The organism is Acinetobacter tandoii DSM 14970 = CIP 107469, assembly GCF_000400735.1.
GTDB classification, from domain to species: Bacteria; Pseudomonadota; Gammaproteobacteria; order Pseudomonadales; family Moraxellaceae; genus Acinetobacter; species Acinetobacter tandoii.
This window is the reverse complement of the sequence record NZ_KE007367.1, coordinates 668,775-691,997: the sequence shown is the minus strand read 5'-3', so window position 1 is coordinate 691,997 and position 23,223 is coordinate 668,775. Positions and strand designations below refer to the sequence as shown.

Sequence of the window (23,223 nt, the reverse complement as noted above, 5' to 3'; positions counted from 1 at the left end):
ATATAAATCAAAAACTTAGTCAAAAATCAATTTACCAAGAACAAAACTTCATTCAGTTTTTGACATCGTCCTATAAAAGCCCAAGATACCCAAAACAGGACCCAATAAAAGAATCCAGGCAGAATCTAAACCTATCTGATCAAAAGCATAGGTCGTAGATGCAATCGATACGATGGTTATCGCAAAGCCAATAGAATTTTGAATAGAGAGTGCTGCACCCAGTTTTTCTAGTGGGCATGCAACGGAAGCCAATGCAGAAAATTGTGGTGAATCTGCAATTACAGATGCACTCCATACAATTAGAACGATCAGCAAGGACCACGCAGGTAAATAACGCCAAGCAAATGCAAAAATCAGGCAAGATAGGCCAGAGAGAAATAAAGCACCCATTGCAACGCGATCACTACCATATGTCTTTGACCAGTATCCACCTAAAAGACAGCCAACAGCACCACATGCCATAATTAAAAATGTAGCCAATGGTACATTCGATAAGCCGAGGGCTTTTAAAACGCCAGAATGAGCAATAAAAAGAGGCAACATGGTCCAAAAAGCATATAACTCCCACATGTGACCAAAATATCCGAGAGCGGATGCTTTAAATTTTTTGATTTTAAAGACTTGGAATGCATTTTCAGTCGATATTCTTTTTTTAACGACCTGTGCAGATTGGTCATCACCCAATATAAAAATAAGCAATGCGGCAACTGAAGCCAAAATAGATGAAAAAGTAATGACATAATGCCAGTTTAAATTGGCTGATAAGCCATTCAGAGCATGGGGCAATGCCGTACCTAATGTAAGCATGGCAACCAAAAGTGCTAAAACTGCCCCAGCTCGATGAGGCGCCCACTGCACAATCAATTTCATCCCAATGGGGTAGATGCCAGCCAAACACAGACCCACGCAAAAGCGATAAATCATGCCATCGATTAAACCCTGCGCTAACCATGCAAAACATAAATTAAAAAAAGCACCTAATAGTGCTGCACCAGTAAAAATAAAACTCGCTTTAAAACGATCTGCAAAACCCGTAAAGGCAATCAAAAAGGTTCCAAGGATAAAACCTGCTTGTACAGCATTGGTCAACCAACCAATATCCGCAACAGTAATGTGCCATTCTTGAATTAAATTGGCTGCTGCACTATTTGCACTAAACCATAACGATGTACCAAAAAGCTGGGCAAAAGTAATAATCAAAATTGCATGTGAAGAAAAGAGGTGATGGGTTTTACCGCGTGACTTAAAATCCATACTCGCTATCCTTAGCTTGAGCGCATAAATAAAGTTTTTTTAGAGTAATGCTATTTGTTCTTGTGCAAATAAAAATTTCAATGCCTTATTCATTTTATCGCTATTTTATTATTCTGAAATTCAGTTTTCTTCATAAAGTATATCAATGCAATCAACCAATCTAAAGACTCACACAGCAAAATTTAAGTATTTAAAATATATAAGATTAAGTCAAAAATACTAGAAATTGAAAGAAGCTGCACTGTAGTGCAGCACAGTTTCTTCTGAATAATTTAACCTGCACAACCACAATCGATACTCGTTCCAGCATGTGCATTATCACCCATTGTTTGGTAGCCATCTCGTTTCCACCAATCTAGGCCGCCAATTAATTCTTTAACCTGAAAGCCTAGAGTCGACATTTTGAGCGCTGTTTTGGTCGAAGCATTACAGCCTATACCATCACAATAAGTGATATACAACACAGTTTGATCCAAATGAGCCAATGTCTCCTGCGTAATACTTCGATGCGGAATATTAATTGCATTTGGAATGTGCTCATGTTGATAGGCTAGAGCACTGCGCCCATCAACCACAATAATCTTTTGTCCCTGACTTAATGCTTCAAACAAATCCCATGAGTCCATTTCATAATTTAACTTGGCTTGATAAAACTCTAATTGCGATACTGTCATACTTATATTTCCTTGTAACTCATAAGATTATCCCACTTACATCCTAACATTACTTTTTATTTTCTAAAGTATTTTAAATACCATCTTCTTCATTCACCCCAACAGGTTGTTTTAATGCTAAGAAAGCTTAAATTAAGGGCACTATTTCATTGTTTAAAATACTTAATAAAAAACTGATCAAAGTAGAAAAATTTTAGCTTATAAAAAACAAATAAAACCTAAATTTTATCTATATTTAGATTTGTGCAGTATTGTGATCACTAGAATATCCAAATTAAGTTTTATTAAGATTAGGTTTTAAAAGTCGAGAGCAAGATACTCGTTTCGCTATTATAAATACCAGAAATGCATCGAATTCTTTCTAAGACTTTATCAAAGCTCTCTAGCGAATCTGCTTGAATTTCAACCAAAATATCCCATTTCCCATTGGTTTTATGCAAGCGCTCAACGGCTGAATCTAAACGTAATTCACTAATGACCGATCTGGCTTTAGTACCTTCCACCATAATACTCATCCAAGCACGAATAATATTTTTATCTACATCTGGACGGTATCGCACAGTATATCCAGTAATGATGCCAGAGGACTCCATATAGTCAATTCGGCTCTTGATGGTTGGGCGAGATACTCCTGTTTTTTCTGCCAAATCGGTAACAGATATTCGAGCATTTTCTTTTAGTAAACCGAGAATTACTTGGTCGATTTCGCTCATTTTGCTTCCTGCAATTGTCAATTTGGAAAAAAATAATTCATTTTAGAAAAAAGTACAAATTTTTTAAGTCATTTTGATCCTTAATAATAGAAAAATGCGCTAAGCCTGCTGATGTTTCGGTTTTATTCCAAACTTAAATTCAGTTAGAGATCTAAAGTCTCGCTAAGGGGTTTTAAGCGCAGATGGAAGCTTAGGTCGTTAAGGAAAAAAGATGACTAACACAGAAAATCATACTGGCAACACGATTGTAGGTTCTTCTCCTCAATCCAAAATTTCACACGGTCTCAAGCCGTCTTCATCATTTTCTTTTTCCCATAACGGCTATTGCTACACGGAATTAGGGCACATCACACAGCCACATGAATGAATATCCAGACCCATTTCTAAGCCACTTAAGATAAAGCGAATTTAAAACCTATTGGAGAGAATAGCAAAATGAATAACTTAGCAGTAACTCGTCAAAACTTTAATGATTGGATGGTTCCAGTTTTTGCCCCAGCAAATTTTATCTTAGTTCGTGGTCAAGGCTCTCATGTTTGGGATCAAAATGACAAGCAATATATTGATTTTGCAGGTGGTATTGCAGTAAATGCATTAGGTCATGCACATCCAGTTGCAGTTCAGGCCTTAACGGAACAGGCGACTCAACTTTGGCACATTGGCAATGGTTATACCAATGAGCCTGTTCTTCGTTTAGCAAAGCAGCTCGTTGAGAACACGTTTGCAGACAAAGTTTTTTTCTGTAATTCAGGCGCAGAAGCAAATGAAGCTGCTTTAAAACTTGCACGCAAAGTTGGTTTGCTCAGTGGTCACGCAAATAAAAATCAAATTGTTGCGTTTAAGAATGCATTTCACGGCCGTACTTTATTCACTGTGACTGCTGGTGGTCAGCCAAAGTATTCTCAAGATTTCGCACCGCTACCAGAAGGTATTCAACATACTGCATTTAATGATTTAGAGCAGGCAAAAGCCGTGATCAATGAAAATACTTGTGCCGTTATTGTTGAGCCTATTCAAGGTGAAGGCGGCGTACTTCCTGCTGATCTTGAGTTTTTAAAAGGCTTGCGCCAACTCTGTGATGAACATGGTGCAGTGCTTATTTTTGATGAAGTTCAAACAGGTGTTGGGCGTACTGGCTCACTCTATGCTTATATGAATACAGGTGTTACTCCTGACATTCTAACCACTGCCAAAGCTTTAGGTGGTGGCTTCCCAATCGGCGCGATGATTATCACAAATCAATACGCCAATATGTATGCAGTGGGTGATCATGGCACAACTTATGGCGGCAACCCCTTGGCTTGCGCAGTGGCAAATGCAGTATTCGAATTTATCAATACACCAGAAGTTTTAGAGGGTGTCCAGCAACGATTTGATTATTTTGTCACTGGTCTAAATAAGATAAATGCGAAATTCAATGTTTTTGAGCAAATTCGTGGTCAAGGTTTACTCATCGGATGTGTCCTGAAAGCAGAACACGCTGGTCAAGCCAAAAATATCGTCAATTTGGCAGGTGAGCAAGGCTTACTGGCGTTGGTTGCAGGTCCAAATGTTGTTCGTTTTACACCTTCACTGATTATTCCATTTGAAGATATCGATGAAGGGTTAAGCCGTTTTGAGCAAGCTCTTGAAAAATTTTCGCACGAATTGAAGGAGTGTGCATAAATGATGATTATTCGTTATATCCGAGAAGATGATATCAATGACATTTATCAACTTGCTGAAAAAGCAGGTTATGGGCTTACTTCATTACAGCCTAACTTGGAAATTTTGGCGGCAAAACTGAAACGCGCTTGTGATACCGTGCGCGGTAAACTGAGCAAAGCAGACCAGGGCTATTTCTTTGTTTTAGAAGATACCAGCATTAACAAAGTGGTTGGACTCTGTGGGATTGAAGTTGCTTTGGGCTTAAGTGAACCTTGGTACAACTTTCATGTGGGCACTCAAGTACATTCTTCAAAAACACTCAATGTGTATAAGGCGCACCAAACCTTGTTTTTAAGCAATGATCATACTACGTGTAGTGAATTATGTACGTTGTTCCTCGATCCGGATTATCGTAAAGAAATGAATGGAAAATTTCTTTCAAAAATCCGCTTTCTGTTTATCGCAGCATTCAGAAATATTTTTGAAAAACGCATTGTTGCTGAAATGCGCGGCTATTCGGATGAAGTCGGGAATTCTCCGTTCTGGGATGCAGTCGGACATAAGTTTTTCGATATGGAATTTAGAAAGGCAGATTATCTTAGCGGTACAGGGCAGAAGTCTTTTATTGCAGAATTGATGCCACGTTATCCATTATATGTCGATATGTTACCTGCGGCAGCCCAAGAAGTGATTGGTAAAGTCCATCCAAATACTTTACCTGCATACAAATTACTGTTGGGTGAAGGTTTACGTTTCCAAGGTTATGTAGATATTTTCGATGGTGGTGCGACTTTAGAAGCCGATGTAGAGAACTTACGTTCAATTAAAGAAAGTACTGTTCTTCCTGTTGAAATTGTTGACACAGCAACTTTGGATGAAGCTGAACCCTACTTAATTTCAAATGATCATTACCAAGACTACCGTGGCATTTTGGTTCAGCATGATCCTGAACATAAAACTATACAGCTAACGCAAACGCAGGCTGAGCAACTCAAAGTAACTCAGGGTGATGTGGTTCGTGTGTTGTCCTTAAATCCGAAGGAACATAAAGCATGATTCAGGGCAAATAATTTATACAAGGGCAGTGGCTGAATGAGCTTAGTGCAGAATGAATTAAGATAGATCCAGTCTGCAATAGTGCTTTCTATTGATTATTGTGCGTGGCCTATAGCTTCATTAGAAAGTGACTAAGTTATTTTAGCTGATAAGCTTTCACCTGATATTTTTTTATCAATATCAGGTTTTTTAAATACTCAGAAAATTCACAATTGAATTGATGGTTTTTTATTTTAAACCATCAATTTTTAAAATAATGCACACTAGACTAATGGATAATTGTAACCATTTACTCGTATATTTTTTAACTAAACGTACATTTTAAAGCAAACAAATGGTTTTAAATTAAACAAAAACAAAGAGCAATTAAACAAAAAAGTCTAAAGCGTGCTGTATGATCCAGCAGAAATTTTATTGGGTTAAATATAGTACTGAACCAAATTCAACCTGATTATTGGTTAAATATTTATTTTCAGTTTTTGGGGTGATTATTGATTTTTAAATAAGCTTTATTTAAGTCATCCATTTAATTAGAAGCTGCAAAGCAAGACTTAAGAAATCAGAATAAATGGATTTTATTCCTAATTATTTTGATTAATTGAATAGTGGATTTAAATAAATAAGTTTATTCATTATGTGGGCTAAGTCGTTATTAAAGGATTTGTAACGGTTGTTATAAATTGGAGTAAATATTACATGAGTAAGAACAAGGGAAAGCAATTTCTAGAAGGAGACCTTCTTGGCAGTCAACACATGACTGAACAAGATGAAGAAAAATTGCAACGCTCATTGACAAATCGTCATATCCAGATGATTGCGATTGGTGGTGCAATCGGCACAGGATTATTTATGGGTTCTGGTAAAACACTGAGTGTTTCAGGAACTTCAATTATTCTGACTTATTTAATTATCGGCTTTTTCTTTTTCTTTGTTATGCGTGCAATGGGAGAACTATTGCTGGCCAATACAAATTTTAAAACCTTTGCCGATTTTGCGACCGCGTATTTAGGCCCATGGGCAGGTTTTTTTCTGGGCTGGTCATATTGGTGTAACTGGATTATTACCGCAATTGCAGATGTCATTGTCATAGGTGGATATATGCAATTTTGGTATCCAGATATGCCCGTATGGATACCCGCTTTTGCTTCACTTGCCATTTTGACCATATTAAATTTTGTTGCGGTAAGAATGTTTGGTGAATTAGAGTTCTGGTTCTCTCTGATTAAAATTGTTGCGATTATTTTATTTATTGTCGCGGGGCTTTATTTAATTAGTACGCACTATGTTTCACCAAATGGTGTCACAGCATCTTTCTCACATTTACTAGAAAGTGGCTCGATGTTTCCGTATGGCTTAACTGGTTTCTTGGCAGGCTTCCAAATTGCCATTTTTGCCTTTGTTGGTATTGAATTGGTCGGAACTACTGCTGCTGAAACCAAAGACCCTCACAAATCTCTACCTAAAGCAATTAACTCTATTCCATTAAGAATTTTACTGTTTTATGTAGGTTCATTGGTTTGTATTATTGCCGTGACATCTTGGGCACAAGTTTCACCAGAAAAAAGCCCATACGTTGAAATGTTTACCCATGTCGGTTTACCTATTGCCGCGGGCCTAATTAACTTTGTTGTTGCAACATCGGCTCTTTCTTCTGCAAACAGTGGTATTTTTGCGACCAGCCGCATGTTATACGGTTTATCTTTAGAAAATGATGCACCTAAAAGCTTTAGCAAATTGTCGAAACGTAAAGTTCCGATTCGTGGCTTAGTTTTCTCTATGCTGTGCGTAACGCTTGGAACATCAATTCTATTTATTGTGCCAAATGTCATGACTGCATTTACGATTATTTCTGCATTGACTTCAATTTTATGTATTTTTACATTTATGTTGATTGTACTTTCTTATATTGCATATCGTAAAAAAGATCCTGAATTACATCTTAAATCAAACTATAAAATGCCAGGTGGTCTATTCATGGCATGGTTTACTATGCTGTTCTTGGTATTCACGATTGTCATTTTAGCATTTGACCATGATACTTTAATTGCACTTGTACTTTCTCCAATTTGGTTTGTAGGTCTCTTTATCGGTTATCGTTATAAAAAGAAAAAAATATTAAAGCTGAATCTATTAGATCAAAGTAAAGTCGATTACGTTTAAAACATTTCTTTAAAACGATAAGCTTAAACAGCTAGAACCTATGCTTCTAGCTGTTTTTTAAAATGGACAAATTCTGGTTTTTGATAAAGTACTGATTAGAATAAAGTCGTCCAAAAATAAGGATAAAATTCAATAAGATTTGTTTTATTTAAAACCATTCCAGCTCTTTTTTTTTTGAAAAAAAAGGCTTAGAGTATTTCTATAACAATAATCTTCTCACGGATACGGGGAGTCATAAAATGAACAATATCCAGAAAACAATTTATATTTTATGTTTCATTGGCCCATTTTTTTCTATAGCTCAAGCGGAAACCTTGTCTGAACATTCTGACTTGGCAAGCACTACGGCTAGCTCTGGAGAAAATGAATTGAATCTATTAGCAGATACATCAACATTCTCTAATGCTGCTTTATCCATCGCATCATTTTCCGCTTTAGCTCAATATGAACGTGCCAGTAATAAAAAAAATGAAAGTATACAAATGCCTCTCGAAATCAAAAACCTAGAAGAAACAAAAGCAAATGCGGCAAAATCTGTCTTTCATCGGTACAATTACTTACTCACTAGTCGATCAGCAGATTATAGCTCGAAGACCAATTATTGGTGGAATGCCAGTAATTATAGTTGTATTGCAACAGTTACATACAATGGACGAATTAATGCTGTGAATAGGGTGAATTCTTCAGATTGTCAGTAATATTTAAGATTAGATTCTAAGTTAGAATGATATTTTCAGTCTTCATAAAGAATGGGGAGTAAGATTTAAGTTATTTTTGCTAAGTGGCGATTGGCAAAATGTTACAAACTTAAGAAGTAATGTTGTTTATAGCTACCAAAAATATCGAGGAAATAACAAAAAAACATCACAAAAAAGTTTTTTAGAAAAAAATATATTGATTGAAAGTATGAAAACTAAAAGGCAGATTCAACTATTTTTTGCTGAATCTGCCTTTAATGTTTTAGATCAATAACGTTAATTTAACGCTTAGTAGTTCCAGAACATGTTTTGAATTTCTTTTGCATCATTGGTCTTAGTTAATGCTAAAGCCATTAAAAGACGTGCTTTTTGTGGATTCAAATCATGCGCTGCAATCCAACCATATTTATCATCAGGTTGTTCGGCATTACGAAGAACAAATCCTTGCGCAACACGTGATGAACGTACAATTTGAATACCTTGTTCATCATGTAATTTTCTTACTTCAGGAACTAGGTAATTTGCCATTGAACCATTACCTGTACCTGCATGAATAATCGCTTTCACGCCAGCTTTAGCAAAAGCTTGGTATGCATCAGGCATCATATTGTCAGAACCATACACAATTTGTACGCTTGGTAATGCATCACCCTGAATTTTTTCGATGTTAAATTCAGAATTATTGGTATGTTTTTTTACAGAACTTCTGAACCAGTAAGGTTTCCCTTCAACCAAAGTTCCTAAAGCTCCCCATTGACTTACAAAGGCATTGGTATGAATGTTGATTCCTTTTGTAACATCACGTGCTGCAAAAATCGAATCATTCATTAGTACCATTACGCCTTTATTTTTTGCTTCATTAGATGAAGCAAGCGCAACAGCACTATACAAATTTAAAGGACCGTCTGCCGATAGAGCAGTAGATGGACGCATAGAACCTACCAACACAATTGGCTTGTCGGTATGAACAACTAAATTAAGAAAGAACGCTGTTTCTTCCATGGTGTCCGTACCATGAGTAATCACTACGCCATTCACTGAAGGCTTCTTGACTAGATCATTTACTTGACGGGCTAATGACAACAATTCCTTGTCTGTAATACTTTCAGATGCAACTTGAAGTGCCTGAATACCTGTAACATTAGCCAAGTCATTTACTTGAGGGACTGCTTTAATTAGCGCATCAACAGGTACTTTTGCAGCACTATATGTTGCACTATTTGTTGAACTTGCACCCGCGCCAGCAATAGTACCGCCCGTAGCAACAACAACAACATTGTTTTTTGCATAAAGCGACATAGATGATGCAAGGAGAGTAAGTGCCAAGCCGCATGATTGGAGAGTTTTACTTATCATTAACCAAATCCTAGTTCTGTCAATTCCACTGTAATGTTTGATTTCAACAAACATATTCCATATTTAAGTTTCTTTAATTCAAACAGTCATTGGCATTTTATATAAATACTTAACAATCACTATGCATTTTTTGCATAGATAAATACTTTTTTGCATTGTTAATTTGTATTGATATTGTTTAGATTCAGCCAAACACCCCTAAGTCAAATGGATATTTGACGTAGTAGGAAGGAAATCAGAACATCTTATAAAACAATAAGATGTTTCTATAGATTTTAGGGTATTAAAAGGAAATTTTATATGAATCAGAAGAAACTGTTAAAGTTTATTCTAGTTGCTATGGTCTCTGGAATATTAATTGGTTGGCTTTTTCATAGTAATTTGAGCACTACTCAGGCTGAAAACATTGCTTCATATTTTAAGATTCTTACAGATGTATTCTTAAGATTAATTAAAATGATTATCGCTCCACTGGTATTTGCCACGATTGTCTCTGGCCTCATCTCAATGGGTAAATCATCATCTTTAGGTTCAATTACACTTAAAGCAATGAGTTGGTTCATTGGCGCTTCACTTATCTCTCTACTTTTAGGCATGGGCTTAGCCAATTTATTTCAACCTGGCGTGGGTATGAATCTCCCAATTCCAACTGCACCAGTTGATGTCGGTGTAACAGCAACAAATCTAAGCTTACAAGGCTTTATTACACATATTTTCCCGAAAAGCTTCGCTGAAGCTATGGCGAATAATGAAATTCTACAAATTTTGGTGTTCTCTATTTTCTTTGGTTCAGCACTTGCATATGTCCATCATCAGCAAGATGAAGGTATCGTGATTGCAAAAATTATTGATGAATTATGCCGTGTCATGTTCCGTATTACAGACTATGTCATGACGTTTTCACCAATCGCTGTATTCGCAGCAATTGCATCCGCAATTACCTTAAAAGGTCCAAAAATTATTCTCGACTATAGTGTTTTTATTGGCGAGTTTTATGCAAGTTTACTCATTCTGTGGGCAATCATCATTACTGTAGGCTACATTTTTCTTAAAAAGGATGTTTTCCGTTTACTCAAAACAGTACGTGAACCAGCCGTTTTAGGTTTTGCCACTGCAAGTAGTGAATCGGCTTATCCAAAGCTTATGGTTGCCTTAGAAAAATTTGGTGTACCTAAGCGCATTACCAGTTTTGTACTACCATTAGGTTATTCATTTAATTTAGATGGATCAATGATTTATATGTCTTTTGCAGTGTTATTCATTGCACAAGCTTATAACATTGAATTAAGCCTATCCCAGCAAATTTTAATGCTTTTAACCTTGATGATCACCAGTAAAGGGATTGCAGGTGTATCTCGTGCATCATTAGTGGTTATTGCTGCGACATTAGCGATGTTTAAACTACCAGAAGCAGGTATTTTACTGATTCTTGCAGTTGATCATTTCCTAGATATGGGGCGTACCGCAACCAATATTATTGGTAACAGTGTTGCAACTGCTGTAATTGCAAAAACTGAAGGCAATAGAGTTGAGGAGCAAGAAAGCGTTTTGGCGCAACCGCTCATTCCAAATGATCAAAAAGCATCCTAATCAATCAAAATGATTTTATTGTTGAAAAACATCGCCTAGGTGATGTTTTTCTTTTTATTATCATAGATTTCTAATAAGGTTAAAAGGTGAGTGCTAAACGTTTTCACTTTTTCTTATTATAGAAAAAGATAAGTAGCACAAGAATGATCGCCATGATGAATGTAATAATAATTGTTTCCATAGCTGGACCTATTTGTCATAGATTTACTCTAATTTTAACATAGACTTAAAGACTAAGATTGCTTTTTCTTTGAGGTTAAAGTTCTAAGTTAAAACACTCTTTATTTTCATTGCACACTCAATATCGTCATCAGATTGCTGGCTGTATAGGGTCCATTCCAATAAACAATGAGGGCATTAGATAGATTTTTTATACAATAAATCTTGTAGGGAAATGAATATTTTTCCTTTACATGCTTCGTTGGGACAAATTACCCCTGAACTGTATGAATTATTTGGCATATTTCATCCTTAAGAAACTTAATATCAAATATAATATAAATTGTTGATTTAGAAAAAGATGAGATTTTTTTGATTGACCACATAACGCCGAATCTTTCGTTCCATAATATTCAGTTCTTCTGTGTAATGGATGATGATCTTCTCAAATTTGTATCAATCTAAGTGAAATGTATAGAACAAATTTATGTTATTTAAGCTTTTTCTGCGTAACTACAAAGTATAAATAGCTTAATTCCATCTGTGCACTCACTGTTAAGACGGCCGAGGTTTCTCTGTATCGAATTTAATCATCATCTATTCAAGAGCATGCAGTTTTAGTAAAGGACTTAAACAAGATTCACATTCAAAATAGGCTTCTTTTATGTACGTAAAGTTGTTAAATTGATATAGTGGTTTTTATCATGAAGTGCAACAAAAATGATAACCGCATCAATAAAATTAACAGTGAATCACTACACATGTTGAAGAAAAAACTCAGGATATTATTCAAAATAACTTCTTAAAATTGATTCCGTGACTTAGGATATTCCTTATGTCAAATTTTATCATTATTGCCAAGCAATCGGGCAGAGAAGTGTATTATGGCACTCGCGAATGTAAGCAAACCATACTCGGTTCGCTTCCAGAGTGGTTGGCTAGCTTAAATGATGGTAATTGTCACTATACGGAAAAAAGGGCAAAGGAATTGGTGCTACTTTTAAAATCTCATTATCGAGACTCTGATCAAATCACCGATATTTCTGTTCGGGAAATATAACGCATTCTATAAATGATTTTCTGAAAGGCAACAACAGCTAAAACTATTATTTTTAATGATATACGTGCTGTCTGTTATATTGATTTCGACGCGAACTGTACCTATTGTTAAATTTTATGGGCAGTAAAATAATAACTAAGTTAGGACAGCAAGGCATTCACTATGAATTTTTTACTTAAAAAAAATAAAGCTTGGTTTGTATTCTTTATCATTACCTTATATTCATTTCTCGGGTTCTTTATCGGTTTCATTATTTGGGAATATTTTTTAACCTGAAACGTCCTTGTATTTGAAGATCAAGTTTAATACTCGGTAACTGAACAGGTTTAAAATCTAAAGTACGTCTAGGTAAAAAGTCGCAAAACCTGATTATTTTGATCAAGACTGAACTATCGCTCTGAAATCTGAGCAATCAAAAGGTCTATCTTATTGATCATTTCATCGTTCATTTCAAAAGAACAGTTGATACGGATGTGGTTTTGCTTTTTATTTTTCCGATAAAAAAGGATACTTGGGGCGACACCAACATCATTCAGAATCATTTTTTCATAAATGCGACTGCTATCAATATGTTGTGGTAGGGTAATCCAAAGAAAATAACCTGAAGGATAATAACTGACCTGACAATCTTCGGGTAATTTCTTTATTAAATATTGATAATATTGATTTTTTAATCGCTTAAGTGTATTTCTCAAATTCTTTAAATGTTTTTCATAATGGCGATGTGTTAGATAATCTGCCAGTGCATTTTGAATAAAAGAGTTTACCGAAATGGTGCTCATAAGTTGCAAGTGCTGTATATGTTCAGAGAATTTTCCCGCATAGACCCAACCTACACGAAACCCTGCACCCAAGGTTTTAGAAAAAGAAGAACAATGCAGCACTAAATTTTGTTGATCATAATATTTCATGGAAAGTGGTTTTTTTTGATCATAATAAAGCTCTTCGTAAACATCATCTTCGATTAAATAAATTTCATGTTCATGTAGGAGCTTTGCTAATTCAAATTTGATATCTTCACTTACCGTAAACCCAATTGGATTATGACTATTCAGCATGAGTAAACAAACTTTAATAGGGTAGCTTGTAATGGCTTTTTTAAAAGCTTCTAAATCTAGGCCATGTTCTGGGTGTTCTGGAATGGTAATGACCTTTAAGCCCAAATTTTCGGCAGCTTGCCATGCACCATAAAAAATGGTTTCTTGCAAAAGAATGTAATCACCCATTTGAGTCATGGCTTTGAGGGATAGATTTAAAGCATCTAACCCGCCCGAGGTAATTACAATATCTGAAGGATCTGTAGGAATACCTTGCATACAATAGCGTTGGGCTATCTGTTTTCTTAATTCATAATTACCAGGTGGTAAACTCGGTGTTTGTTCATAGCTAATACGGTGTTTTGCCTGTTGTGCTAAGGTTTGCATCAGCTTAGGAGAATAAAGCAATTGGCTATTTGGAAATGCACTTCCTAAAGGTACAATTTTTTCAGATTGAATTGATTTTAAATATCTAAAAACTAAAGAGTTGATTTCTATTTTTTCATTCAGTACAACCTTTTTGGCCAAAGCAGTCTGTAATGGATTGTCAGCAACGAAATAACCTAATTTTTCTTTTGAGTAGATGAGTCCTTGTGCTTCAAGTTCTTGATACGCGTTCATAACGGTAATCAGACTAAATCCTGATGTTTCCGCTTGTTGACGTAATGAAGGAAGTTTTTCGTGAAGCTTCCAAGTTCCTGTTTCAATCAGATGTTTTAGACTTAGTGCAAGTTGTTCTGATTTATACATAAAGAATTATGCTCATATAAGAAATGGATAGCTGCCTTCATACAGCTATCCACAGTTTAAAGTAGGAGGTTGATTATTAATATGCAAAGCTTAACAAAAGTCTAAAGAATCCAGCAATTAAGCTAAGCGATAAGAAACCCAAAAACCATAATAGAATGAACCAAGCAGTCGGACTCAATCGATTTTGCAATTTTTGCATCGGATTTTGCATCGTAATTATCTCCATTAATGATAGCCTTCATCACCTATACGTACTTTGTCACGAAATACCCAATAGGACAAAAAGGTGTAAGTCAAAATAATTGGAATTAGAATGATGGCACCCACCAACGCAAATTTCATACTGGATTCAGGTGCCGCTGCTTGCCAGATAGATACAGAAGGAGGAATAATATTCGGCCATAAACTGATGACAAAGCCTGTAAATGCGAGGAAGACCAAACCTAGTGTAAAAACAAAGGGTTGAACGTCTTTTCGTTGAGCACATGCTTTAAAAATCAATCCCGATAAAATCAGAACAAAAACAGGGACTGGACTGAAATAGAAAAGATTCGGCATCGTAAACCAGCGTTGTGCAATTTCAGGATGATTCAGCGGCGTATAGATACTTACAGCTCCAAAGACAATTAATAAAACAATAATCAACTTGGGCATCAAACTATACATTTTATGTTGCAAATCTGCCTCAGTTTTCATAATCAACCATGCACAACCTAAGGCTGCATACATAATGACAACTCCAAACCCGACAAATATCGAAAATGGCGTTAACCAATCGAGTGCACCACCACTATAAATACCATTCTGAGTTTCAATTCCTTGAATATAAGCACCTAAAATGACACCTTGAAAGAAGCTTGAGAACAAAGAACCGCCAATAAAAGCCAAATCCCAGAGGTATTTAGTGCGATGTGCTTTAAAGCGAAACTCAAACGCTACACCTCTAAAAATCAAAGCCACGACCATCAGAATAATCGGCATATACAGTGCAGATAATACGGTTGAATAAACCAAAGGGAAGGCGGCAAATAATCCTGCTCCGCCTAAAACCATCCAGGTTTCATTGCCATCCCATACAGGAGCGACCGTATTCATCATAACATCGCGCTCTTGTTGTCCTTGAATGAATGGAAAAAGAATACCTATACCTAGGTCAAAACCATCCATAACGACATAAATCATTACGCCCAGTCCAATAATACCGACCCAGACTAAAGCAAAATCAATCATGGCGATTCTCCTTATGATCAAGGTTATTCTCTTGTGATGAAGCTTGCGTCACATCAATGGCTTCATCAACCGCACTTAATGGTCGCATTGGTGTTTTAAAATGCCCCACACCCGCAGTTAAATTTTCAAGACTATCTATTGCTGTTGGACCAGCTTTGATCAGGCGTAACATGTAATAAATGCCTGCACCAAATACAATGGTATAAACCAATACAAAAATGATCAGACTTATCCCAACTTGATCTGCGGTAACTGTCATGGATAAACCATCTTTGGTTCGTAAAATACCGTAGACAACCCAAGGTTGACGTCCGACTTCAGTTGTGATCCAACCTGCGAGTAAGGCGATATAACCCGTTGGCCCCATAATCGTAGCAAAACGATGGAACCCACTGCTTTCATAAAGCTTTCCTGTTTTACGCAACCATAATGCTGTGAATGACATCAAAACCATAAGCATGCCTAGCCCAACCATAACTCGGAAACTCCAAAATACAATTGGAACATTCGGTCGGTCTTCAGGAGCAAAATCTTTTAAACCTGTCACTTTGCCATCTACAGAATGGGTTAGAATTAAACTACCTAAATTCGGTACACCTATTTCTAGATTATTTTGTTCGTTTTCCATATCAGGTAAGGCAAATAACAGTAAAGGCATACCATGATCATGATTGGTTTCCCAATGACCTTCTATGGCAGCCAATTTGCTCGGTTGGTGTTCTAACGTATTTAAACCGTGTTGATCACCAATAACAACTTGTAGGCATGAAGTGACCAGAACCATCCATAGCCCCATCGAAAAGGATTTTTTCACCAATTCATCACGGCGCCCTTTAAGCAAATGCCATGCAGCGGTGCCTACCACCAATAATGAAGACACAAGGAAAGCTGCTGTTGCCATATGGGCAAGGCGGTATGGGAAAGAAGGATTAAATACAATAGCCCACCAGTCCATAGGAACAATAATGCCATTTTCTATGGCAAAACCTTGTGGAGTCTGCATCCAGCTATTCGATGACAAAATCCAAAACATGGAAATACAAGTTCCAATCGCGACCATTAAAGTGGCAAAGAAATGGGCTTTAGGGTTCACACGTCCCCAACCGAACAGCATGATGCCTAAAAAACCCGCTTCTAGGAAAAAGGCGCTGAGAACTTCATAGGTGAGTAAAGGTCCTGTAACTGAACCTGCAATTCGTGAAAATTCACTCCAGTTGGTACCAAACTGATATGCCATGACAATACCTGAGACAACGCCCATGGCAAAGGCGACAGCAAAAATCTTGATCCAATACTTGAATAGATCTTTATAAACTGGATTTTGAGTACGTAACCATTTCCATTCAAGCAGGGCTAGAAAGCAGGCTAAACCTATCGAGGTGGCAGGAAATATAATGTGAAAAGAAACAGTGAAAGCAAATTGAATTCTAGCCAGTTCTAGTGCAGTTAACCCAAGGCTCATAGAAACCTCCTTTGCAAACTACAATGAATACAAACGAGACAAGCAAAGCGTAGTGCAATGTCATGACAAACTATAGATCGTTTCATAAAAACTACCTACTTTAAATAATTGTCAAGATTTTGCAGGACAATATATTTAAGCTGTAGGTACAAGATGCCGATAATAAAAATATAACAGAACTAAAAAGTTCTAGCATTTCTGTTATATTTTTATTTATAGTTTTTTGTAGCTACTTATGACAATCAAATAAGATGAAAATAGGTCGAAATAAGTCACTTTGGTCGGTCATGAAATGTTTGTAACGCAGAGTTTAAACAGTATTCCTGAAATTGTTGAAAATGAATTTTTTTCCGAAGCCCTGCAAAAGAAGCTTGCACAACACTATGTCAATTTAGAGGCAACATTACTTCGGGCTAAAGTCTTACGCGAACTTTCGAAATCTAAAGTGCAATATATTGTTCAATCTGCAATTTACGAACACCAATACAGTTTAGCCTATTTATTTTCACCTTTTGTATTGGCCAACCTGAACCAAAAGGTCATTTATCACAGTCCCGCTACAACTGCTGTTTTAAATATCTTAAATCGATATTATCAAGCTGAAAAAAGCCAAAATTTTAAAGCTGATGCGGCGCTAGAAGCGCTCAATTTGTATTTAGATTTGAGTTATCTAGAGCTTAATGCAGTTGATTTTTTTTATTATTCCTTACTCAAGGCACTTTCTAGAACAGATGTTTCCAGTATCTATCTGATCACTGACTTAAAGCTGAATCAACAGAAAATAAAGGAACTTGAGCAATTTTTAAAAATTCAAATTCATATTATTCAAACTGTTCCATATGACCGAATAGCGGATTGCACTGAACTTAACATGCATAAGTTACTGTTTAAACGTAAAGATGAAACTTATATCGAAATATGTGAAAAATTTTCAAAACTAAACGCACAATTACTCTGCGCGAATGGTAGTTATAGCTTGGAACAAGCATCCAGATTGATTGAAGATATGTTTTATGCAGAGCATATATATGAAAAACTATCAGTTTATGCTGAATACATTCAAACTTGCTTACAGAAAGATGCCTCGAATCTAAAGATAATGGCTTAATTGATGCTGTTAAATGCCAAATTCAAGCAAGTATGGTGAAATATAATGTAATCTTTGGTAGGTCTATTACCTAAACAGGTATTATTACAGGTTTTATGACCTAAGCCATATGACAAAGATTTTGGCTTAACACCGTTAAAATGTGAAAAATTACTTAAAAAAATTACATCAAAACTTATGATTACAAATGGATTTCAGCGATAAACCTTTCGTGCATTAATTAGCGACCTGATAAATTGGGAAAACTTCGAATCCTATAATTTTGATTAAACTTCATACAACAAGCATAAAATTATTTTAGTTGCAATTACCAAAAGAAATACTTTGCGCGCAAAGTATTTCTTTTGTAGAATAGTGCCCGAATTATATAAGTACAAATTATTGGAATTTTTAGAAATGAATCTATCTCTAGATACTTTATTGAAAGTAAAGAAAAATTTTGGGACACCAACGTATATTTATGATGAAAGCCAGTTGAAAAGCAGCTTTCAAGAACTAAGAAATGCATTACCAGAATGTGTTGATATTTTTTATGCTCTCAAAGTTAATCCTAACTTATCGGTTGTTAAATTAATCAAGTCTTACGGTGGGAACACCGAAGTATGTTCTTTAACTGAACTAGAAATTGCAATAAAAGCGGGTGTGAACCCTCAAAATATAATTTTCTTGGGGCCAATGAAAAAAGAAGAAGAACATAGACGCGCTTTAGAATTAAATATTTTTGCTATTGTTGTTGAATCTGAAGAAGAACTCGAAAAATTATCAGATTTAGCTTCAAAAATGGGGGTTTTAGCGCCAGTAGCAATACGTATTAATCCGAATTTCTCAGCATCTGGTTCTCCATGGAAAATGGGGGGGAGACCAACACATTTTGGTATTGAAGAAGAAACGGCCGTAAAAAAAATGGGGAGTTACGCAAAACTTCCTAACATTCATCTAAAAGGACTCCATGTTTATAATGGAACGAAAATTTTAGATGCACAGTCTATCTACGACAATTCAAAATATGTTTTGGAGCTATTTGAAACTATTTCACGTCTGTATGGATTAGACATGATGATGGTTGATGTTGGTGGTGGTCTAGGTATTAAGTATTATGAAAATGAAAAAGATCTAGACATCAAAGAATTAACAAGATTATTACATCCTTTATTCAATGACTTTCACAAGAAACATCCTAAAACTCGCATCATTATGGAGTCAGGACGTTTCATTGCTGGTAAAAGTGCGGCTCTGTTAGTAACTGTTGATAATATCAAGCAAAACCATGGCAAAAATTTCGCCGTAACCGATGGTGGAACAAACTGCCATTCAGCAGCTGTAGGTTCTGGTCAGGTTTTAAAACGAAATTTTGAGATTATTAAAGTTACTAATCAAAAATCAGATGAAATTGAAACCTACCATGTTTCTGGACCATTATGTAATCCTGACGACTTATTAGCAAAAGATATAAAACTTGAAAAATTAAAATCTGGCGATCTTCTTGCAGTCTTATCATCTGGTGCTTATGGGGCTACGGCTTCCCCAATATTATTTCACGGTCATGGCTATCCAGCAGAAGTTCTGTACTCAAATGGAAATCTAAACTTAGTACGTTATAGAGATACAGTTGAAGATATTATTTCGATGCACACCGATATTTCATTAGAGCAACTGCTAGGACAAAACAAAGTCATTACTGAAGAAAAGCATAATGAAGTCATTACAGATGACACACAGCGTATCGTTGCCACTATTGTTAGTAAAATTCTAAAATTACCTCAAGACAAAACTATTCTTGCAAACTCTCATCTTCGTGACGATTTGGGGATTGATTCACTTTCTTCTGTAGAAGTATTGGTCGCTTTAGAAGATCAAATCGAACATTTCTTTGTTAATCCAGAAACGATAGAACCTAAGCACTTCAATACAATTGAAACACTTGCATCTTATATCGAAGCTGAAAAAAACCGCTTTAATCAAGTTGAGATGAAGGAGCAGTGTCATGCAAATGTGTAATGTTTTGCTGCATCACACCTTACCTTATATCGCACGACAATATGCCGAAAAGGTAGCAGTTGTGGAGAATGGAATCTCCCATTCTTACGGCAAGATTGATGAATTGTCTTCGCGCTTAAGTGGCTATTTACAAGCACAGGGTCTTCATCGTGGTGATAGAGTAGTACTTTGTTTAGGAAATAAAGTAGAAACTATTATTGCTTTTTGGGGCGTACTGAAAGCGGGCTATGTTGTATGTAATGTAGGCTTAGACACAACCGCCGATAAATTAAATTATATTATCGATAATTCTCAGGCTTCCATTTTGATCACCAATGATCAAAAGTTTCAAGATGTATCTGTAGCATCTAAAAGTATTCTATTTAAAAGTGTTGTTGTTACCAATTCAGTAGTGAATCCTGATGTAGATTCATGGGAGCTAGCAACTTCTTACAATGAAGTAGAATATCTGAATAATAATATTCTCGACATTGATTTAGCAGCCATTGTTTATACGTCTGGCTCAACTGGAACACCCAAAGGTGTAATGCTGACACATAGAAACATGTGTGCAGCATTAGATTCATTGAATACTTATCTAGGTTATCAAGAATCAGATCATATTCTTTGTTCACTGCCATTATCGTTTGACTATGGTCTTTACCAAATGATTATGTCTATGAGTAAAGGTGCAACGTTATTTCTCGAACAGGAACTTACATGGCCGTTATTTTTAATTAAAAAAATAAAACAGCATAAGATAACGGTCATTCCATTTGTTCCTACGATGCTATCACTTCTCTATGAGTATTCACATCGATCAGGCGTTACCTTTCCTGATGTCCGAATAGTAACAAACACTGGTGCAGCACTGAAATCTCATCACATCCAGCAGATGAAATTACTCTTTCCGAACGCAGAAATATTCTCTATGTATGGGTTAACGGAGTGTAAGCGCTGCACATATCTCCCACCAGACCAAATAGACAAGAAACCTGATAGTGTTGGTATCGCAATTCCCAATACAGAAATGTGGTTAGTGGATTCTCATGGAAACAAAATTAATAAGCCAAACCAAATCGGCGAACTTGTGATACGTGGTGCAACTGTTATGGCAGGGTACTGGCGCGATACTAAAGCGACCCAAGAAAAACTCAAACCAGGACCTTTGCCTAATGAATATGTCTTACATACTGGCGATTTGGGCCTTATTGATGAAGATGGTTACTTGTACTTCCGTGGTCGCACAGATCACGTTATCAAATCTCGTGGTATGAAAGTTAGCCCTGTTGAAATTGAAAATTATTTCTATAGTTTGCCTAACATTGAATCGGCTGCTGTCGTTGGCATTGAAGATGAGAACTTAGGTGGCACCTTACATGCTTTTATTCAAATAGCTGATAATGAAAATATTAACGAGCTTGAGCTATTAGGAAAATGCAGAAATGATTTGGAACCTCATCAAGTTCCCAATACGATCAGATTCTTGAATTCGTTTCCCCGCACTCCAAACGGTAAATTTGATTTAATCCACTTAAAACAAATTATTGAGAGCGAATTAGCTGCCGAAACAACCTCAAGATCAGATGTCGCTGTTTAAAAGTTATTTAATTCGTCGAGACTTAATTTAAACAGAAAACGATATGAATATGATGAGCTTAACTTCTAAAGTTTTACCTGCTATAGAGCGTGAATTCACGATGAATGTGAATGGCTTGGACTTAGCAGTGAAAACTTGGGGGGATGAAAAAAATCCCCCAATTCTAGCAATACATGGGTGGTTGGACAATTGTGCATCATTCTCACGAATAGCTCCCTACTTAGATCACTACTATGTTGTGGCTCCTGACCTAGCTGGACACGGTAAATCAGATCATAGAAAACCAAATCACGCATATTACTTATGGGATTATGCAATTGAATTATCTATCTTTGTCAGAAAAATGGGGTGGAACAGTTATTCTATTTTGGCTCATTCAATGGGTACGGGTGTTGCATCAATTTTAAATACCATTAGTAAAGGAATAAAACGCATAGTTTTCATTGATGGTATGGGAGCTCCTTTTACTGTCTCGGCTGAAGATGTCGTACGGCATTTGAAAACATCACTTCGACTCTCTGAAATGGCACATTTGACCAAACTCAACGGTTTTTCAGAAAAGAACCAACCTCTGTTTTCAAGTATGGAAGTTGCAGTGAAAACCCGCCAGAAAGTAGTTGGTGGATTTATCTCTTTAGACAGTGCCAGACGTCTTGCAGAACGTGATCTTCGAGCAGTCGAATCAGGCTATCGGTGGCGACATGATCCTCGACTTACTATACCCGAACCAATTCAGTTAACTGATGAACAAGCTGGTCGCTTTCTAAACCAAATTGATTGTCCTTTGACTATTCTGCTTGGAACAAACGGTTTATTTGTTGGTGATAAATTTCATTCAAAATCACAGTATTTAGCAAAAAATGCAAAAGTAAGCTGGTACGAAGGTGGTCATCACTTACATTTAGAAAACTTAAGTCACGAGATGATTTTGGATATCAAATCCTCTTTTGCAAATCATTGATAACTATTTTTATATTTAGGCTCTTTATATGAATGACATTTGGATTGCTCCCTCAATTCTAGCAGCAAATTTCGCCCGTTTAGGTGAAGAAGTGAAGTCGGTATTAGATTCTGGTGCAAATATGATTCACCTTGATATTATGGACAATCACTATGTTCCCAACTTAACCATGGGGGCCCAAGTTTGTTCTGCACTTAGATCTGAAGGAATTCAAGCACCGATCGATGTGCATTTAATGGCTTCACCCGTGGATTCCTTGATCGTTGATTTTGCAAAAGCGGGTGCAAACTATATCTCTATTCACCCTGATGCCACTATTCATTTAGATCGTTCAATTCAGCTCATTAAAGACTTAGGATGCAAAGCTGGTTTGGTGTTCAACCCAGCTACTTCGCTTGATTCATGCAAGTACCTTATGGATAAAATCGATTTAATGCTCATTATGTCAGTAAATCCAGGATTTGGCGGACAAAAATTTATACCTGCTGTTCTTCCTAAAATTGCTGAGGCACGAAAGTTAATCGATTCAAGTGGTAGAAATATTCGTCTTGAAGTGGATGGTGGCGTGAATGCGAGCAATATCGCTGAAATTGCTAAATGGGGCGCAGATACATTCGTAGCTGGAACGGCGATTTTCAATACTTCTAATTATCAAGAAGCTATTTCAGAAATGAAAAATGCTGCGAATCATAATCGAATTAGCTAAATCCTTATCTATATAATTAGAGTCT

The 23,223-nt window shown here is 36.3% G+C and carries 20 protein-coding genes; 13 read left to right on the top strand and 7 right to left on the bottom strand.

Annotated features, from left to right (window positions below; translation table 11 throughout):
* Positions 1-48: 48 nt before the first annotated feature.
* The 3 genes from I593_RS12725 to I593_RS12715 form a co-directional block, all read right to left on the bottom strand.
* Positions 49-1,254, bottom strand: coding sequence for an MFS transporter (locus I593_RS12725; protein WP_016167986.1), 1,206 nt, complete (start codon positions 1,252-1,254; stop codon positions 49-51).
* 272 nt (positions 1,255-1,526) lie between these two features.
* A complete protein-coding gene (locus I593_RS12720; RefSeq protein ID WP_016167985.1) occupies positions 1,527-1,928 on the bottom strand; it encodes a rhodanese-like domain-containing protein in 402 nt (133 codons plus the stop codon).
* Positions 1,929-2,218: 290 nt separating this feature from the next.
* Positions 2,219-2,641 carry an Lrp/AsnC family transcriptional regulator gene (locus tag I593_RS12715; RefSeq protein ID WP_016167984.1) on the bottom strand — a complete coding sequence of 141 codons (423 nt, stop codon included), beginning with the start codon at positions 2,639-2,641 and terminating at the stop codon, positions 2,219-2,221.
* A gap of 211 nt (positions 2,642-2,852) precedes the next feature.
* Between I593_RS12715 and I593_RS20450 the strand changes: the two genes are divergently transcribed.
* From I593_RS20450 to I593_RS12695, 5 genes are all read left to right on the top strand, one after another.
* Positions 2,853-3,008: a hypothetical protein gene (locus tag I593_RS20450; protein ID WP_154653744.1), complete on the top strand. Its 156-nt coding sequence runs from the start codon at positions 2,853-2,855 to the stop codon at positions 3,006-3,008.
* A gap of 68 nt (positions 3,009-3,076) precedes the next feature.
* On the top strand, positions 3,077-4,306 hold the full coding sequence (locus tag I593_RS12710; RefSeq protein ID WP_016167983.1) for an aspartate aminotransferase family protein: 1,230 nt from the start codon (positions 3,077-3,079) through the stop codon (positions 4,304-4,306).
* Positions 4,307-5,344, top strand: coding sequence for an arginine N-succinyltransferase (astA, locus tag I593_RS12705; protein ID WP_016167982.1), 1,038 nt, complete (start codon positions 4,307-4,309; stop codon positions 5,342-5,344).
* A 696-nt stretch (positions 5,345-6,040) separates the two neighbouring features.
* A complete protein-coding gene (locus I593_RS12700; RefSeq protein WP_016167981.1) occupies positions 6,041-7,504 on the top strand; it encodes an amino acid permease in 1,464 nt (487 codons plus the stop codon).
* A gap of 239 nt (positions 7,505-7,743) precedes the next feature.
* Positions 7,744-8,202, top strand: a complete 459-nt coding sequence (locus I593_RS12695; protein ID WP_016167980.1) for a hypothetical protein — start codon at positions 7,744-7,746, stop codon at positions 8,200-8,202.
* A 288-nt stretch (positions 8,203-8,490) separates the two neighbouring features.
* Here I593_RS12695 and I593_RS12690 read toward each other — a convergent pair whose 3' ends face one another.
* The gene (locus tag I593_RS12690) at positions 8,491-9,558 is read right to left on the bottom strand and encodes an asparaginase (protein ID WP_016167979.1); all 1,068 of its coding nucleotides are present in this window, start codon (positions 9,556-9,558) and stop codon (positions 8,491-8,493) included.
* A gap of 300 nt (positions 9,559-9,858) precedes the next feature.
* Here I593_RS12690 and I593_RS12685 point away from each other — a divergent pair, with 300 nt between their 5' ends.
* The 3 genes from I593_RS12685 to I593_RS20445 all read left to right on the top strand — a co-directional run bounded on the left by I593_RS12685 (position 9,859) and on the right by I593_RS20445 (position 12,643).
* Positions 9,859-11,148 carry a dicarboxylate/amino acid:cation symporter gene (locus I593_RS12685; RefSeq protein ID WP_016167978.1) on the top strand — a complete coding sequence of 430 codons (1,290 nt, stop codon included), beginning with the start codon at positions 9,859-9,861 and terminating at the stop codon, positions 11,146-11,148.
* 994 nt (positions 11,149-12,142) lie between these two features.
* Positions 12,143-12,367, top strand: coding sequence for a hypothetical protein (locus I593_RS12680; protein WP_016167977.1), 225 nt, complete (start codon positions 12,143-12,145; stop codon positions 12,365-12,367).
* A gap of 162 nt (positions 12,368-12,529) precedes the next feature.
* Positions 12,530-12,643: a hypothetical protein gene (locus I593_RS20445; RefSeq protein ID WP_016167976.1), complete on the top strand. Its 114-nt coding sequence runs from the start codon at positions 12,530-12,532 to the stop codon at positions 12,641-12,643.
* A gap of 113 nt (positions 12,644-12,756) precedes the next feature.
* Here I593_RS20445 and I593_RS12675 read toward each other — a convergent pair whose 3' ends face one another.
* The 3 genes from I593_RS12675 to I593_RS12665 all read right to left on the bottom strand — a co-directional run bounded on the left by I593_RS12675 (position 12,757) and on the right by I593_RS12665 (position 16,846).
* Positions 12,757-14,154 (bottom strand): aminotransferase-like domain-containing protein, encoded by a 1,398-nt coding sequence (locus I593_RS12675; RefSeq protein ID WP_016167975.1) that lies wholly within the window; start codon positions 14,152-14,154, stop codon positions 12,757-12,759.
* Positions 14,155-14,379: 225 nt separating this feature from the next.
* Complete coding sequence (gene cydB, locus I593_RS12670; RefSeq protein ID WP_016167973.1) at positions 14,380-15,384, bottom strand: cytochrome d ubiquinol oxidase subunit II; 1,005 nt, start codon at positions 15,382-15,384, stop codon at positions 14,380-14,382.
* Positions 15,377-16,846, bottom strand: coding sequence for a cytochrome ubiquinol oxidase subunit I (locus I593_RS12665; RefSeq protein WP_016167972.1), 1,470 nt, complete (start codon positions 16,844-16,846; stop codon positions 15,377-15,379). Before I593_RS12665 ends, cydB begins: the two co-directional genes overlap by 8 nt.
* A 292-nt stretch (positions 16,847-17,138) precedes the next feature.
* Here I593_RS12665 and I593_RS12660 point away from each other — a divergent pair, with 292 nt between their 5' ends.
* The 5 genes from I593_RS12660 to rpe all read left to right on the top strand — a co-directional run bounded on the left by I593_RS12660 (position 17,139) and on the right by rpe (position 23,198).
* Positions 17,139-17,954 (top strand): hypothetical protein, encoded by an 816-nt coding sequence (locus tag I593_RS12660; protein WP_016167971.1) that lies wholly within the window; start codon positions 17,139-17,141, stop codon positions 17,952-17,954.
* Between the two features lie 396 nt (positions 17,955-18,350).
* Positions 18,351-19,952 carry a diaminopimelate decarboxylase gene (gene lysA / locus I593_RS12655; RefSeq protein WP_016167970.1) on the top strand — a complete coding sequence of 534 codons (1,602 nt, stop codon included), beginning with the start codon at positions 18,351-18,353 and terminating at the stop codon, positions 19,950-19,952.
* Complete coding sequence (locus tag I593_RS12650) at positions 19,939-21,531, top strand: class I adenylate-forming enzyme family protein (RefSeq protein ID WP_016167969.1); 1,593 nt, start codon at positions 19,939-19,941, stop codon at positions 21,529-21,531. Before lysA ends, I593_RS12650 begins: the two co-directional genes overlap by 14 nt.
* A gap of 43 nt (positions 21,532-21,574) precedes the next feature.
* Complete coding sequence (locus I593_RS12645; protein WP_016167968.1) at positions 21,575-22,492, top strand: alpha/beta fold hydrolase; 918 nt, start codon at positions 21,575-21,577, stop codon at positions 22,490-22,492.
* Between the two features lie 28 nt (positions 22,493-22,520).
* Positions 22,521-23,198: a ribulose-phosphate 3-epimerase gene (gene rpe / locus I593_RS12640; RefSeq protein WP_016167967.1), complete on the top strand. Its 678-nt coding sequence runs from the start codon at positions 22,521-22,523 to the stop codon at positions 23,196-23,198.
* The last annotated feature ends 25 nt before the right edge of the window (positions 23,199-23,223 follow it).